Source organism: Neoroseomonas terrae (assembly GCF_018129025.1).
GTDB classification, from domain to species: Bacteria; Pseudomonadota; Alphaproteobacteria; order Acetobacterales; family Acetobacteraceae; genus Neoroseomonas; species Neoroseomonas terrae.
In genome coordinates this window covers 196,386-210,345 of the sequence record NZ_JAAEDI010000004.1, presented here as the reverse complement: position 1 = coordinate 210,345, position 13,960 = coordinate 196,386, and the positions used below count along the sequence as shown (strand labels likewise).

At 70.8% G+C, this 13,960-nt stretch carries 15 protein-coding genes; 10 read left to right on the top strand and 5 right to left on the bottom strand.

Features of this window, described 5'->3' with window-relative positions:
• Window positions 1-15: 15 nt before the first annotated feature.
• A complete protein-coding gene (locus GXW78_RS04925; protein WP_211866571.1) occupies window positions 16-681 on the top strand; it encodes a LabA-like NYN domain-containing protein in 666 nt (221 codons plus the stop codon).
• Window positions 678-1,313, top strand: coding sequence for a uracil-DNA glycosylase (locus GXW78_RS04920; RefSeq protein ID WP_211866569.1), 636 nt, complete (start codon window positions 678-680; stop codon window positions 1,311-1,313). Before GXW78_RS04925 ends, GXW78_RS04920 begins: the two co-directional genes overlap by 4 nt.
• Window positions 1,314-1,403: 90 nt before the next feature.
• On the opposite strand, the gene GXW78_RS04915 is transcribed toward GXW78_RS04920, so the two are convergent.
• From GXW78_RS04915 to GXW78_RS04895, 5 genes are all read right to left on the bottom strand, one after another.
• The gene (locus GXW78_RS04915; protein WP_456307076.1) at window positions 1,404-1,901 is read right to left on the bottom strand and encodes a glutathione peroxidase; all 498 of its coding nucleotides are present in this window, start codon (window positions 1,899-1,901) and stop codon (window positions 1,404-1,406) included.
• 37 nt (window positions 1,902-1,938) lie between these two features.
• Window positions 1,939-2,607, bottom strand: a complete 669-nt coding sequence (locus GXW78_RS04910) for a sulfite oxidase-like oxidoreductase (RefSeq protein ID WP_211866566.1) — start codon at window positions 2,605-2,607, stop codon at window positions 1,939-1,941.
• A gap of 133 nt (window positions 2,608-2,740) precedes the next feature.
• Window positions 2,741-3,232, bottom strand: coding sequence for an SsrA-binding protein SmpB (gene smpB / locus GXW78_RS04905; RefSeq protein WP_211866563.1), 492 nt, complete (start codon window positions 3,230-3,232; stop codon window positions 2,741-2,743).
• Between the two features lie 72 nt (window positions 3,233-3,304).
• On the bottom strand, window positions 3,305-4,861 hold the full coding sequence (locus GXW78_RS04900) for an acyl-CoA carboxylase subunit beta (protein WP_211866561.1): 1,557 nt from the start codon (window positions 4,859-4,861) through the stop codon (window positions 3,305-3,307).
• 69 nt (window positions 4,862-4,930) lie between these two features.
• The gene (locus tag GXW78_RS04895) at window positions 4,931-5,407 is read right to left on the bottom strand and encodes a hypothetical protein (RefSeq protein ID WP_211866559.1); all 477 of its coding nucleotides are present in this window, start codon (window positions 5,405-5,407) and stop codon (window positions 4,931-4,933) included.
• Window positions 5,408-5,571: 164 nt separating this feature from the next.
• On the opposite strand from GXW78_RS04895, the gene GXW78_RS28210 reads away from it, so the two are divergent.
• The 8 genes from GXW78_RS28210 to GXW78_RS04855 all read left to right on the top strand — a co-directional run bounded on the left by GXW78_RS28210 (window position 5,572) and on the right by GXW78_RS04855 (window position 13,944).
• Complete coding sequence (locus GXW78_RS28210; RefSeq protein WP_211866557.1) at window positions 5,572-8,064, top strand: PAS domain-containing protein; 2,493 nt, start codon at window positions 5,572-5,574, stop codon at window positions 8,062-8,064.
• 79 nt (window positions 8,065-8,143) lie between these two features.
• Window positions 8,144-9,121, top strand: coding sequence for a GDP-mannose 4,6-dehydratase (locus GXW78_RS04885; RefSeq protein WP_211866555.1), 978 nt, complete (start codon window positions 8,144-8,146; stop codon window positions 9,119-9,121).
• Window positions 9,122-9,161: 40 nt separating this feature from the next.
• Window positions 9,162-10,127: a UDP-glucuronic acid decarboxylase family protein gene (locus GXW78_RS04880; RefSeq protein ID WP_211866553.1), complete on the top strand. Its 966-nt coding sequence runs from the start codon at window positions 9,162-9,164 to the stop codon at window positions 10,125-10,127.
• 506 nt (window positions 10,128-10,633) lie between these two features.
• The gene (locus GXW78_RS04875; RefSeq protein WP_338147687.1) at window positions 10,634-11,161 is read left to right on the top strand and encodes a hypothetical protein; all 528 of its coding nucleotides are present in this window, start codon (window positions 10,634-10,636) and stop codon (window positions 11,159-11,161) included.
• A complete protein-coding gene (locus GXW78_RS04870) occupies window positions 11,158-11,673 on the top strand; it encodes a hypothetical protein (RefSeq protein ID WP_211866551.1) in 516 nt (171 codons plus the stop codon). The genes GXW78_RS04875 and GXW78_RS04870 overlap by 4 nt, the downstream gene beginning before the upstream one ends.
• 298 nt (window positions 11,674-11,971) lie before the next feature.
• Complete coding sequence (locus GXW78_RS04865) at window positions 11,972-12,748, top strand: RibD family protein (protein WP_211866548.1); 777 nt, start codon at window positions 11,972-11,974, stop codon at window positions 12,746-12,748.
• Window positions 12,745-13,728, top strand: a complete 984-nt coding sequence (locus GXW78_RS04860; protein ID WP_211866546.1) for a zinc-dependent alcohol dehydrogenase — start codon at window positions 12,745-12,747, stop codon at window positions 13,726-13,728. The genes GXW78_RS04865 and GXW78_RS04860 overlap by 4 nt, the downstream gene beginning before the upstream one ends.
• A gap of 57 nt (window positions 13,729-13,785) precedes the next feature.
• Window positions 13,786-13,944, top strand: a complete 159-nt coding sequence (locus GXW78_RS04855; RefSeq protein WP_211866544.1) for a hypothetical protein — start codon at window positions 13,786-13,788, stop codon at window positions 13,942-13,944.
• Window positions 13,945-13,960 lie beyond the last annotated feature (16 nt).

The window sequence follows — 13,960 nt, the reverse complement described above, 5'->3', positions numbered from 1 at the left end:
GGTATGACTGGAAGCATGCGGCGATCGGCTGGTGTTGAACGGGTCGGGTTGTTCGTGGATGGCGCGAACTTGTATCATACGTCGCGCGCTCTCGGTTTCGAGATCGACTTCGCTGCCCTGCTCGACTACTTCCGCGGCGGCACCTACCTCGTCCGCGCCTTCTACTACACGGCGCTGGTGGAGACCGAGGACTACTCCCCGCTCCGGCCCCTGACCGACTGGCTTGCCTATAACGGCTGGCAGGTGGTCACGAAGCCGGCGAAGCAGCAGACCGACCAGACCGGCCGCCCGCGCCTGAAGGGCAACATGGATGTCGAGCTCGCGGTCGACATGCTGGAGATGGCGCCGCATCTCGACCATGTCGTGCTGTTCTCCGGCGATGGCGATTTCCGCCGGCTCGTGGAAGCCGTGCAGCGCATGGGCGTGCGGGTCACGGTCGTTTCGTCGACCCGCGCGCAGCCTCCGATGATCGCGGACGAGCTGCGGCGCCAGGGCGACAACTTCCTCGACGTCGCCGACATCGCGCCCGAGATCGCCCGCCGGCAGGTGGAACCGCGCGGCCGTGCGCCAACGCCCCCTGCCCCTGCTCCTGCCTCGGCTGCCGCGCCGGCGCCGCGCCCGACGCGCGCGACGCCGGCCGATCCTTATGCCGACAATGATGCGCCGGAGCCCGAGGCGTGATCGAAGCCCCCGCGCGGGATTGCCCGCGCTGCCCGCGGCTCGTCGCGTATCGGGAGGCAAACCGCGCCGCCAACCCGGCGTGGCACAACGCTCCGGTTCCGTCCTGGGGGCCGACGGACGCACCGCTGCTGGTGCTCGGCCTCGCGCCGGGCGTGCGCGGGGCGAACCGGACGGGGCGGCCCTTCACCGGAGACTACGCCGGGCGGCTGCTGTACGGCACGCTGCTGAAGTTCGGCGTGGCGCGGGGCCAGTTCCTCGAAGACCCCAATGACGGCATGGAGTTGCTCGGCTGCCGCATCGCCAATGCCGTGCGCTGCGTGCCGCCCGAGAACCTGCCGAAGCCCGCCGAGATCAGGACCTGCAACGACTTCGTGAAGGCGGAACTCGCCGGCATGCCGGGGCTGAAGGCCGTGCTGGCGCTGGGAACGGTGGCGCACAACGCGCTGCTGCGGGCGAAGGGCATCCCGGTCGCCCGCCATGCCTTCAAGCACGGCGCGGTGCACAGCCTGCCGGATGGGCTGCTGCTCGCGGATTCCTACCACGTCAGCCGGTACAACACCTCGACCCGGCGCCTGACCACCGAGATGTTCGAAACGGCGGTGCAGGCGCTTCTGGCGCGGATCGGCGCCTAGATCGGATCGGATCATCCTGGCGGGTGAAGATGCCCGCAGGACGGCGGGCCCGGGCAGGCGGCGCAAGCGGACGCGCCGCCGGCTGCGGCGTCAGGCCGTAGCGGCCAGCGCCATCTCGATCGCCCGCTGCATCTCCGCCCCTTCCGGGTCCACGCGGGTGGCGAAGCCGTGCACCGCGCGACCGTCGCGCGCGACCAGATACTTGTGGAAGTTCCAGCGCGGCTCGCCGCCGCCCTCGGCCGCCAGCCAGCGGAACAGCGGGATCGCCTGCGGCCCCTTCACATGCGACAGCGCGGCCATCGGGAAGTCGATGCCGAACTGCGCGTCGCAGAACTCGCGGATCGTCGCGTTGTCCGCGCTTTCCTGATTGAAGTCGTTGGACGGCACGCCGAGGACGGTCAGCCCGCGCGCCTGGAAGCGGTCATGCACCCGCTGCAAGGCCGCGTATTGCGGCGTGAAGCCGCAGAAGGACGCTGTATTGGCCACCAGCAGCGCCCGGCCGCGCCAGGCGGCGAGGTCGAGCTCGCCGCCCTCCAGCGACGGCAGGCGGAACGACCAGGCGTCGGCGGCGGCGGGGGCCGCGGCCATCAGCAGCGGCGCGGCCAGCAGCGAGCGACGGGATGCATCAGCCATAGCGCTCCTCCATCCAGGGGTCGCCGCGATTGTGGTAGCCGCGGACCTCCCAGAAGCCGGGGCGGTCCTCGGCGAGCAGCTCCACACGCGTCACCCATTTCGGGCTCTTCCAGAAATACAGCTTCGGCAGCACCAGCCGCACGGGGCCGCCGTGCTGGCGCGTCAGCGGCTCGCCTTCCCAGGCATGGGCGAACATGACGTCCTCCTCGGCGAAGTCGTCGAGGGCGAGGTTCGTCGTGTAGCCATCATAGCAGGTCAGCGAGACGAAGCGCGCATCCGGCTTCGGCTCCGCGATCGCCAGCAGGTCGCGCACCAGCACGCCGGTGAAGCGGTTGTCGTAGCGCGACCATTGGGTGACGCAGTGGATGTCGCGGACCATCTCGGTCTGCGGCAGGGCCATGAAGCCGTCCCAGTCGAGAGCGATGCGGTTCTCGACCAGCCCTTCCACCCGCAGCCGGAAGCGGTCCTTCGCGACATCGGGCTGCACGCCGAGATCCAGCACCGGCCAGTCCTTCACCAGCGTCTGGCCGGGCGGCAGGCGGTCGCGGTCGGGGTCGCCATGGGTGCCGGTCAGCAGGCGACCCTCGGCGGCCCAGCGCTCCTTGGTGCGGATCAGCTTGTCCTTGACCGCGCCGGTCAGGGGGATGTCGTCCTCGGGCATCGGGGGCTCCTCGCGCGCATTACGTGCGGCAGAGCGGGGCGGATGCAAGGGTCGGGCGGTTCCCCGACAGCGCGCCGCAGCAGATCGCGCTCATGCGTGAAGGTCGATCGACCGATCCGAGGGCGGGGCCGCCCTACTCCTGCCCCTTGTTCCGCATCATCCGCGACTTGTCGCGCTGCCAGTCGCGCTCCGCGATCGCCGCCCGCTTGTCGTGCTGCTTCTTGCCCTCGGCAACGCCGAGCAGCACCTTCGCCCGCCCGCGATCGTTGAAGTGGATGTCGAGCGGCACGAGCGTCGCGCCCTCGCGCGTGACCTGCCCCGTCAGCGTCGCCACCTGGCGGCGGTGCAGCAGCAGCTTGCGCGGACGGCGCGGCTCGAACTTCGCCATGAAGCTGCCGGCCTGCCATTCGGGAATGTAGCAGTTGAACAGCCACATCTCGCCGTCGCGCTCGCCGGCCCACGCCTCGGCAAGCGTCGCGCGGCCGGCGCGAAGGGACTTCACCTCGGGGCCGACAAGCGCGAGCCCAGCCTCGATCGTCTCGCCGATCTTGTAGTCGTAGCGGGCCTTGCGATTCTGCGCGGCGATGCCGTGCGAGATAAGCCCGGTCTTCCTCTTCTCAGCCATGTGACATGCGATCCGGTGAAGGGGCGGTCCTCTACGCGCTTCGCGCCGGGCGGTCCAGCACCGCGCCGGCGTTCATGGCCGCATGGTGAAGCTCGCCGGACCCGGGGCGCGCAGCGGGTCAGCCAGGCGCGCGAACTCGCACAACAGGCGACGGGACTCCCGCGGGTCGATGATTTCCTCGACCCAGAAGGCCTCCGCGGTGCGGAAGGGGGAACGAAGCTTCTGCAGCCGGTCCTCGATCTCCGCGACCTTGGCATCCTTGTCCTCGGCGGCGGCGACCTCGGCGGCATAGGCCGCCTCCACCCCGCCTTCCAGCGGCAGCGATCCCCAGCGCGCCGAGGGCCAAGCGTAGCGGATGGAATACCGCCCCGCCGGCTGGTGCACGACGCCCGCCACGCCGAAGGCGTTGCGCATGATGATCGTGCACCAGGGCTGGCGGCACTGGTTCACCGCCGCCATGGCCCGCACGCCCCAGCGGATGGTGGCGGTCTTCTCGGCCTCCAGCCCCACGGCGAAGCCGGGGCAATCCATCAGGTAGACGACCGGCAGGTGGAAGGTTTCGGCGAGATCGACGAAACGGATGATCTTCTGGCAGGCATCGGCGGTCCATGACCCGCCCTGGAAGATGGGGTCGGAGGCCAGAACCGCCACCACCCGGCCGTCCAGCCGCGCGAGGCCGGTGACCACGGGCCGGCCGAACCACTTGCCCATTTCGAAGAAGCTGTCGCGGTCGACCAGCGCCTCGATGATCGGCCGCACCTTGTAGGCCTGGCGCGGGTCGCGCGGGATGGCGGCCAGCAGCTTCTCGTCCCGCCGCGCCGGATCGTCCCGGTTGCGCACCGCCGCCGGCAGGTCGAAGACCGAGGACGGCATGTAGGACAGGAAGCGCCGCGCCAGGGCGAAGGCTTCCTCCTCCGTCTCCACCGCATCGTCCACCGCGCCCGCCTTGCACTGGATCTGCCAGCCGCCGAGGTCGCGCTTCTCGAGCTTCTCCCCCAGCCGGGCCACGACCGGCGGCCCGGCGACGAACATCGCCGAGGACTTCGTCATCACCGAGTAATGCGCCGCCGCCAGCCGCGCCGCGCCGAGCCCGGCGACCGAGCCGAGGCCCAGCGTGACCACCGGCACCAGCCCCATATTCGCGGTCGTCTGATAGTAGAGCTGGGTGCCGCCGACGCCGCCCGGCAGGTTGGCGCGTCCAGTCGTCTCGATGGTCTTTACGGAGCCGCCGCCGCCCGATCCCTCGATCAGCCGGATGATCGGCAGGCGAAGTTCGGCCGCCATCCGCTCGGCCATGATCGGCTTCTCGCGGATGGTCGCGTCCGCGCTGCCGCCGCGCACCGTGAAATCATCCCCCACCACCACCACGGGCCGGCCATCGACCAGGGCACGGCCCATGACGCAGTTGGACGGGGTGAATGCCTGAAGGTCGCCGTTCCCGTCATATTCGGCCCGGCCAGCGATGGCGCCGACCTCATGAAAGGACCCGCGGTCGACCAGCGCCTCGACCCGCTCACGGACGGTGAGCCTGCCGCCGTCATGCTGGCGCTTCACCTTGTCCGGGCCGCCCATCTCCCGGGCCATGGCCTCGCGGTGGCGCAACTCCTCCAGTTCGGCAGTCCAGTTCATTGGCACCCGGTTCCCGTCCCTGCGCCGAGTGTCACGCGACCCCGTCGGAGCGGCAAGCGGGTGTGGACGTCAGGGTGCGACCAGTTCGCTGCGGCGGAACCACAGCGTCAGCGCGGCGCCGTTGGTCAGGCGCAGCAACACCGCATCGTTCTCGTTCGCCTCCGCCACCCATTCATTCATCCGGAAGGTGGTGCGGCAGCCGCCACTGGCGCGTGCTTCGGCGAGGAGCCGCGGCGTCCGTTCCGCCCCGTCGTCCAGCATCGCGAGCGCCGCGCGGTCGGCGCAGCCGACGATGCCGTCACGCCTCACCCGCCAAATCGGCGCGGCCGGCGCCGAGACCGGGATGGCCGCGAGCTCCGTGGTGTCTGCCTGGGACGGCGTGGTCGCGGCGGCGGCCATCGCAACCTCCCCGTTCACCACCGGCGGCCGGGGCGCCTGGCGCTGCGCATGCGGACGCGGCGGCGGTGCAGGCGGCAGGGGCAGCGAGGCGTCCGGTGCCTGCACCGGCTCGTTCGCGCAGGCAACCAGCCCGCCAAGGACGGCCATGAGGGCGAGGGCTCGTAACATCACCGCGAGCATATCACTATATCGCGCGGCGGTGCAGGTCTTGCTCGCATAACCGTCATCACGGCTCTTTGCCTTGCGGTTCGTCGCGCGTTGATTGAAAGTCGCAACAGGGCAAGCGTTTCTGATTGCCCGCGAGGAAGGTTGTGCAGAGCGGCGCGATCGGGGCGGACGGTGTTGGACGCGGGCTGGCGACCATTCGCGGGCGCCTGGGCGCGTTGTTGCTTGGCACCGCCCTGCCGCTCCTGTTCGGTGCCACGGCCATTGGTGCCTGGTACTGGTGGAATGAGGGCGCGGCGGTCGGTGCGCGTGCCGTTGCCCAGGCGGAGGCGGCCGTGAAGGGCGTCGATGCCGAGATCGAATCCCGCCGCCTGATCCTGGAAGCCTTTGCCGCCGGCCGGGGAGAGATGGACGCCGCTGACCTCGCGGGCGTCGATGCCGCCGCCCGGCAGGTGGCCCGCAGCGTCGGCGCGGAGATCGGCGTCCTGGACCGCGGGCTCGGCCTGCTGATCGATACCGCCCAGCCCTTCGGGACGCCTCTCGGTTCCACCCCCGCGGTCGCAGCAGGTCTTTGGGCGGTCGAGACCGGCCGGGCGCGGGTCAGCGGCGGCGGACCGGTGGGCAGCGCGCCGGTCGCGCCCCCCACCCAGCCGATGCTGATGGTGCCGGTGCTGCGCGAAGGCCGCACGACCAGCGTGCTGAGCATCACCCTGTCTCCCGAACGGCTCGCCGCCGCCGCGGGGACGGGTCCGGCCGTCCTGTTCGACAGCCGCTGGCGACCCATCGCGACGATTGCCGGCGGCGTTGCCGACCTGCCCGACTGGACGGTGCTTGCGGCCGCCCCGCGCGGCACGGCGCAGATCGGCACGAGCAGCCTTGGCGACCGGGTCCGATTCACCGTCAGCAACCTCGCAGAGGCGCCGGACTGGCGGCTCGTCACCTGGCGGCGGGCGGATTTCGCGACATCCCTGGCGGGCCGGCTTCTGCCCTGGGTGGCGCTCTGCCTCGGGCTCACCGTTGCCGTCGCATTGTTGCTGCGGGCCCGGGCCGGGCGCGCCTTGAGCGAGCCGGTGCTGGCCCTGCAGCGCCACGCCCGGACACGCGCCGATGCCGCTGCCGGCGATGCACCCGCCCCGCCGCTGCCGAATCTTGGCCCGATCAGGGAATTCGCCGCGCTCGGCGCTGCCCTGGCTGCCGCCGATACGTTGGCGGCGGCGACCGAGCGGCGTCTGCGCGGCCTGGCCGAGGCGGGGGCCATCGTGCTCTGGCGCGCCGATCCCGCCGGCGGCTGGATCGAGGCGGCCGGCTGGGCCGGACTCACCGGGCAGACCGCGCCAGCCTTCCGTGGCGACGGCTGGCTCAACATGCTGCACCCGGACGACCGCGCCCCGACGTTGGCGGAGTGGGGCCGCAGCCTGGTCGCCCGTAACGCCATCGGCGTCGAGTTCCGGCTGCGCACGGCCGTCGATTCGGCGGATTGGCGCTGGGTGCGCGCGACCGGCGTGCCGATCCCGGACGAGGCGGGTCAGCTGATCGAGTGGGTCGGCGCCATTCATGACGTCGCCGACGCGCGCGGCGCGGGCACGGCGCGGCAGGTGAACGACGCCCAGGTGCGCCAGACGGTCGCCGAGTTGCGCGCCGTCTACGACACCGTCCCGGTCGGCCTTTCCCTGGTCGATTCGGCCCTCCGATTCGTCAACGTCAACGCCCGCTTCGCTGCGATCAGCGGCGCGCCGCCGGAATCTCATATCGGCCGGGCCCCGCACGAGGTGATGCCCGAGGGCCTTGCCCGCCCGCTCGAGGATGCGCAGCGGCGCGTCTTCGCGACCGGCCGGCCTGAACTCGACGTCACCTGTTCCGGGCCGGCGCCGGGCTCGGCACTGCATATCCGCCACTGGCTCGCCTCCTGCCACCCCGTGAAGGATGCGAACGGCAAGGTGACCGGCGTCTCCGCCGTGATGCAGGATGTCACCGAGCGCGTGCGGGCCGAGCAGTCGCGCGAGTTGCTCGTCACCGAGCTCAATCATCGTGTGAAGAATACGCTGGCGACCGTGCAGTCCCTCGCGGCGCAGTCGCTGCGTGGGCAGCGTGGTGCCCAGGGTGGGCTCGGGCGCGAATTCGCCGGGCGACTGCAGGCGCTGATGCGCGCGCATGACCTGCTCGCCGACCAGGGCTGGCAGGAGGTCGACCTGGCGCGCGTGGTGCGTACCGGGCTCGCGCCGTCGATCGAGGCCGGCCGCGCTATCCGTTTCGGCGGGTCGGGCCGGATTCAGGTCACCGCGGGACAGAGCCAGTCGATCATTCTCGCCCTGCACGAACTTGCCACGAATGCAGCGCTGCACGGCGCGCTGTCGCAGCCGGGCGGTGAGGTCGAGGTGGCCTGGAGCCTGGGCGAGGACGGTATCGCCACGCTGGACTGGCGCGAGAGCGGCGGCCCTGCCGTGGCGCCCCCGGCGGCCGAGCGGCGCGGCTTCGGCATGCGCCTGCTGGAACGCGGACTTGCCCATGACCTCGGGCCCGGGGCGACGGTGCGGCTGCACTTCCCCGAATCCGGCGTGACGGCCGAGATGCGTTTCCGCGCCGGCACGGCTGCGGCGCAGCCCGTCGAGATCGCGCAGCCGGTCGCCCAGCCATCCTGACCGGCCTCCCCCGGTTGGCTGCCGGGCGCGGCAGCGTGTAAGGGTTCACGGACACGACGAAGGGCGGATCCGGGACCATATGGCGCGCGTGTTGATCACCGGGGTGACGGGTCAGGACGGCGCCTATCTCGCGGCGCTGCTGCTGGGCAAGGGATACGAGGTCTACGGCCTTCTGCACCGCCATGGCGGGTCGGAGGCGGTGCAGGAGCGCCTCCGGCGGCTCGGCTGCGAGGGCGCGGTGGCCATGGTCGATGGCAACCTGATCGACCTGTCCTCCCTGATCCGCCTGCTCGACAAGGTGAAGCCGGACGAGATCTACAATCTTGCCGCCCAGTCCTTCGTGCGCATGTCCTGGGACCAGCCGCTGCTGACGACGCAGGTGACGGCGATCGGCACCGCGAACATGCTGGAGGCAGTACGGATCGCAGCCCCCAAGGCGCGCTACTTCCAGGCCAGTTCCTCGGAGATGTTCGGCCGCGCCGAGACGCCGGCTCAGAACGAGGCCACGCAGTTCCATCCGCGCAGCCCCTATGCCTCGGCCAAGGTCTTCGCGCATTGCCTCGTGCAGAACTACCGCGACGCCTTCGGCCTGTTCGGCTGCAACGGCATCATGTTCAACCACGACAGCCCGCTGCGCGGCATCGAGTTCGTGCTGCGCAAGATCACCGACGGGGCGGCGCGCATCAGCCTCGGCCTCGCGACCGAGCTGCCGATGGGCAACCTCGAGGCGCGGCGCGATTTCGGCCATGCGCGGGACTACGTGCAGGCCATGTGGCTGATGCTGCAGCAGGACCGCGCGGACGACTACGTCGTGGCAACGGGCCGTGCGGCCTCGATCCGCGATCTCTGCCGCATCGCCTTCGCCCATGTCGGGCTGGACTATGAGAACCATGTCCGCGTCGACCCCGCCTTCCTTCGCCCGGCCGATGTCGACGTGACGGTGGGCGACGCGTCGCGGGCAAGAACGAAGCTCGGCTGGTCGCCGGAGACCAGACTGGAGGCGATGATCGCGGAGATGGTGGAAGCCGATCTCGCGCGCTGGCGGGCCCGGGCATGACGGGCGACGAAGCTACTGTAACCAGGGAGCACAGGGCGGCATGATCTCGCGCAAGCGCGTGCTGGTAACGGGCGGGGCCGGCTTCATCGGGTCCCATCTCTGCGAGCGGCTGCTCGCGCGTGGCGATTCGGTGCTCTGCGTCGACAACTATTTCACGGGCACGCGGGACAACATCTCCCACCTGCTGCCGCATCCGCGCTTCGAGGCGATGCGGCACGACGTGACCTTCCCGCTCTATGTCGAGGTGGACGAGATCTACAACCTCGCCTGCCCCGCCTCCCCGGTGCATTACCAGTTCGACCCGGTGCAGACGACGAAGACGAGCATCAGCGGCGCGCTGAACATGCTCGGCCTCGCGAAGCGCGTGAAGGCGAAGGTTCTGCAGGCCTCGACGTCGGAGGTCTATGGCGACCCGGAAGTGCATCCACAGACCGAGGACTACCGCGGCTCGGTCAACCCGCTGGGGCCGCGCGCCTGCTACGACGAAGGCAAGCGCTGCGCCGAGACGCTCTTCTTCGACTATTTCCGCCAGCACAACGTGCGCATCAAGGTGGCGCGCATCTTCAACACGTACGGGCCGCGCATGCATCCGCAGGACGGGCGCGTGGTGTCGAACTTCATCGTCCAGGCGCTGCAGGGCCAGCCGGTGACGATCTATGGCGAGGGCACGCAGACCCGGTCCTTCTGCTTCGTGGATGACCTCGTCGAGGGGCTGATGCGGCTGATGGCGACGCCCGACGACATCACCGGCCCGGTCAACCTCGGCAACCCGCATGAAATCACGGTGCGTGAGCTGGCAGAGCGTGTGATCGCGCTGTGCGGCGAAGGGGTGCAGCTCGAGAAGCGGCCACTGCCGCAGGACGATCCGACGCGGCGCTGCCCTGACATCGGCCTTGCGAAGCAGCTGCTCGGCTGGGAACCCTTGGTGCCGCTCGAGGACGGGCTCCGTCGCACGGTGGCCTATTTCGACGCGCTGCTGCGCCGGCCTGTGGATTCCGCTGTTTAAGGCAGACCCCCACCAGGAGCACTCGCCTGATCGCGTGAAGGTGCCCAAAGCCCTGGAGCCGTTGCCGTGAGCCAACGCTAGCGGACGCGGCCCAGGGCTCGTGCAGGTCGTAGCCACCACCCGGATCGCTGCTCGACGGCGGGCGGTTATGCTCAGCGGTGCGTGCTCCCCGGCCGCATCCGATGCCGCCTGACGCGAAAGCCGAGCCATGCCGCACGCTCGCGTGCGGCGATCTCGACCGGCAGTTCACAGAGCACGCTACCGTCGACAGACCGCTAGCAGCGCGCTTCCGCGGCGCGCCGCCGCGGATGGCGCCAAGCCGAGAGGGCATCGACGGCCTTGGCGACCGACCGGCTCGCTGATGCGCGCCACAGCAACGGCGCCATGGGATGGTGCGCGTAAAGGGACGAGCCATGTCCGGGACCGATGGCTGGTGGCAGCCGAGCGTATTCGCCTGACGGGCCCGAAGGCTTGTCGGGCCGTGCCGCGCGGCGCAGGTTGCGCGCGTGATCAACCTTCTGCGTCGACATGCCAGCCTGATGGTGATCGGCACCATCTGCGCGATGGCCGCGGCCGCGCTGTGGCAGCGCGACGGCGGCCCCGCCGTCGGCCGCGCGCTGTATCATGCGTGGGAGCTGTTCCTGTTCATCATGCCGTCGCTGCTGGCCGGGCTGCTGCTCGCCGCCGCGCTGCGGCAGCTGGTGTCCCCCGGCGCGCTTGCGCGTTGGATGGGCGAGGAAAGCGGCTGGTTCGGCCTGATGGTCGCGACGGTTGCCGGCACGCTCACGCCGGGCGGGCCGATGGCGGCCTTCCCGCTGGTGCTGGTGCTGGCGAGCGCCGGTGCGGATCGCGGCGCGCTCGTCGCCTACATCCTCGGCTGGTCGCTGAACGGTTTCCAGAAGTTGCTGGTCTACGAAGTCCCGCTGCTCGGCCCCGAATTCGCCGTCATGCGAACGCTGATCACGCTGCCGATGCCGATGGTCGCCGGCTGGATCGCCCGCAAGCTGCCCATCGCCTGGGAGCCGCCGCGATGACCGGCGGGCAGGCCTTCCTGTGGCTGCTGGCGCTGGTCGCGCTGGGCTTTTGCCTGCGGCGCGGACCCGGCACTCTGCGCCGCGTCGGCGCCGAGACGGGGCAGAGCCTCGGCAAGATCCTGCCGCTGTTCTGCGTCGCGCTGCCGATGGCGGCCTTCCTCGCCGAGCTGATGCCGGCCGATGCGGCGGTTACCTGGATCGGGCCGGATTCCGGCTTCCTGGGCATCGTCGTCGCCTCAGTGGCCGGCGGCTTCATGCCGGGCGGGCCCTTCGTGACTTTCCCGCTCGTGCTGGCCTTCACCAAGGCCGGCGCGGGCGTGCCGCAGATGGCGGCGCTGATCACCGGCTGGTCGATTTTCGCGGTGCATCGGATCATCACCTGGGAATACCCGGTGCTCGGCTGGCGCTTCGTTGCGATGCGCATGATCGCCGCGCTGCCGCTGCCGATCGCGGCGGGGCTGCTCGCCGAGCTGGTGCTGGAATGGGTGCCGATCGGGATCGGGTCGCCGTAGCCAAGTTGGAGGGGCTTTGCCCCTCCAAACCACCCCAGCAAAGGCCGAAGGGCCTTTGCAAACCTCCACTTGGTGTAGTGCGTCACGGGCAGACTGGATGCCGGAACTCAACCATGCGCACCAAACGCGCCTGGAGGGGACAGCAAGCCCGCCATGCACGGCACCAACGGATTGCGGTCCAGGGGGTCCAACCCCCTGGCGGGGTGGTTCGGAGGGGCGGCGCCCCTCCGACCTGTAAGGCCCACCGCCCTCCGTCCGCCCTGGCGCCCGCCCCCGGCTTCGGGCATGAGGCGCGACGATGGACACGCCGCCGGACGACCCGGATTGGATCGCGCTGCTTGCTGCCCGCGACGGTGGGCCGGTGGCCGGCGTGCTGGCGCCAATGTTCGCCCCACTGCTGGCCCCGCCTGTAGCGCCTGACGGCTGTCGCGTGGTTGGTCGGCTGGCGCAGACGCTGGACGGCCGCATCGCAACCGTTGGCGGGTCGAGCCAATGGATCGGCGGGCCGGGCGACATCCTGCACACGCACCGCCTTCGGGGCTTGTGCCATGCCGTGGTCGTCGGCGCCGGCACGGTGCGGCACGACGATCCGCGGCTGACCACGCGGAAGGTGCCGGGCCCCAACCCGCTGCGCGTCGTGATCGACACCGAACGGCGGCTCACGAGCGACTATGGCGTGTTCCGCGAAGGACCGCCGACGCTGCTGGCCTGCGCGGCGGACGCCACCGGCGCGGACCGGCACGGCACGGCGGAGGTCTTGCGCCTGCCGCGCGAGCCGGGCGGCGGCATCGCGCCCGCGGCGCTGCTGCGCGCCCTTGCCGCGCGCGGCCTCACCCGCATCTTCGTCGAGGGCGGCGGCGTCACCGTCTCGCGCTTCCTGGCCGCCGGCTGCCTGGACCACCTGCATGTGACGGTCGCACCGGTGCTGCTCGGCTCGGGGATTCCGGCCTTCACCCTGCCGGCGGTGCCGCGCATCGCGGATGGCATGCGCTTCACCTGGACGGTGCACGACATCGCGCCGGACATCCTGCTCGACATCCCGGTCGGTCGGGCACGGCCGGGGTGCCGGGAATGATCGCACGCGCGCTCTGGACCGTCGCCCCGGGGCGCTGCGAAATCCGGGAGGAAGGGCTGCCGCCCCGCGCACCGGACCAGGCGCTGGTGCGCACGCTCGCCACCGGCATCTCGCGCGGGACGGAGCGGCTCGTGCTTCAGGGCCGCGTGCCAGAGAGCCAGCATGCGGCCATGCGCTGCCCGCTCCAGGCCGGCGCGTTCCCCTTCCCCGTCAAGTACGGCTACAGCGCCGTCGGCGTGGTCGAGGACGGGCCGGCCGCGCTGCTCGGCCGGCGCGTCTTCTGTCTGCACCCGCACCAGGACCGCTTCCTCGCCCCGGCGGCGATGTGCATCCCCGTGCCCGATGGCGTGCCGGATGCCAGGGCGGTGCTTGCCGCCAACATGGAGACGGCGGTCAACATCCTGTGGGATGCGAGGCCCCTTGCCGGCGAGCGGGCGCTGGTCATCGGCGCCGGCGTGGTCGGGCTGCTGGCGGCGGCGCTGCTCGCCCGCATGCCCGGGATGGAGGTCGCGGTCTGCGATCTCGATCCGCGCCGCCGCGCGCTGGTCGAATCGTTGGGCGCGACCTTCGTCATGCCGGAGGAGGCACCGGGGGAGCGCGACCTCATCATCCATGCCAGCGCCGATCCGGCCGGGCTGCGCCTGGCGCTCACGCTCTGCGCCTTCGAGGCCCGCATCGTTGAGGCGTCCTGGTATGGCACGCGAGAAGCGGTACTGCCGCTGGGGGAAGCGTTCCATGCGAAGCGGCTGTCGATCGTCTCGACCCAGGTCGGTGCCGTCGCACCCGCGATGCGGGGTCGGCGGACGCATGGCGAGCGGATGGCGCTGGCGCTTTCGCTGCTGGCCGATCCGCGCTTGGACGGGCTGCTTGGGCCGCTGACGCCCTTCGCCGCGCTGGCGGAATCGATGCCCCGGCTGCTCGATGCATCGCCGGAAGATGGCCTCGCCCCGCCCTGCCCGGTGATCACCTACGGCGGATAGGCAACTGGGCCAATGGCAAGGCGTTTCCTTTTCAGATTCAAGGAAAGGAACCGGGCCATGTCCGACAAGTCGCGATTGCCGCCCGATGCCCGCAGCGACACCACGCGCGTACGGCAAGGCAAGACGCTCGGCACGATGCGGTGGGTGCTGCTGGTGTCGCTGATCACCGTCGTGGTGGCGTTCCTCGTCGCCTTCGCGGTCATGCCCATGTCATGAGACGCTGCGCGTGACG

What these genes read in the sequence shown, in the direction of transcription:
- GXW78_RS04925 (WP_211866571.1), top strand. Translation starts at nt 16, where the DNA reads ATGCGGCGATCGGCTGGTGTTGAACGGGTCGGGTTGTTCGTGGATGGC.
- GXW78_RS04885 (WP_211866555.1), top strand. Translation starts at nt 8,144, where the DNA reads ATGGCGCGCGTGTTGATCACCGGGGTGACGGGTCAGGACGGCGCCTAT.
- GXW78_RS04900 (WP_211866561.1), bottom strand. Translation starts at nt 4,861, where the DNA reads ATGAACTGGACTGCCGAACTGGAGGAGTTGCGCCACCGCGAGGCCATG.
- GXW78_RS04870 (WP_211866551.1), top strand. Translation starts at nt 11,158, where the DNA reads ATGACCGGCGGGCAGGCCTTCCTGTGGCTGCTGGCGCTGGTCGCGCTG.
- GXW78_RS04910 (WP_211866566.1), bottom strand. Translation starts at nt 2,607, where the DNA reads ATGCCCGAGGACGACATCCCCCTGACCGGCGCGGTCAAGGACAAGCTG.
- GXW78_RS04865 (WP_211866548.1), top strand. Translation starts at nt 11,972, where the DNA reads ATGGACACGCCGCCGGACGACCCGGATTGGATCGCGCTGCTTGCTGCC.
- GXW78_RS04855 (WP_211866544.1), top strand. Translation starts at nt 13,786, where the DNA reads ATGTCCGACAAGTCGCGATTGCCGCCCGATGCCCGCAGCGACACCACG.
- GXW78_RS04915 (WP_456307076.1), bottom strand. Translation starts at nt 1,901, where the DNA reads ATGGCCGCGGCCCCCGCCGCCGCCGACGCCTGGTCGTTCCGCCTGCCG.
- GXW78_RS04880 (WP_211866553.1), top strand. Translation starts at nt 9,162, where the DNA reads ATGATCTCGCGCAAGCGCGTGCTGGTAACGGGCGGGGCCGGCTTCATC.
- GXW78_RS04895 (WP_211866559.1), bottom strand. Translation starts at nt 5,407, where the DNA reads ATGGCCGTCCTTGGCGGGCTGGTTGCCTGCGCGAACGAGCCGGTGCAG.
- GXW78_RS04860 (WP_211866546.1), top strand. Translation starts at nt 12,745, where the DNA reads ATGATCGCACGCGCGCTCTGGACCGTCGCCCCGGGGCGCTGCGAAATC.
- smpB (WP_211866563.1), bottom strand. Translation starts at nt 3,232, where the DNA reads ATGGCTGAGAAGAGGAAGACCGGGCTTATCTCGCACGGCATCGCCGCG.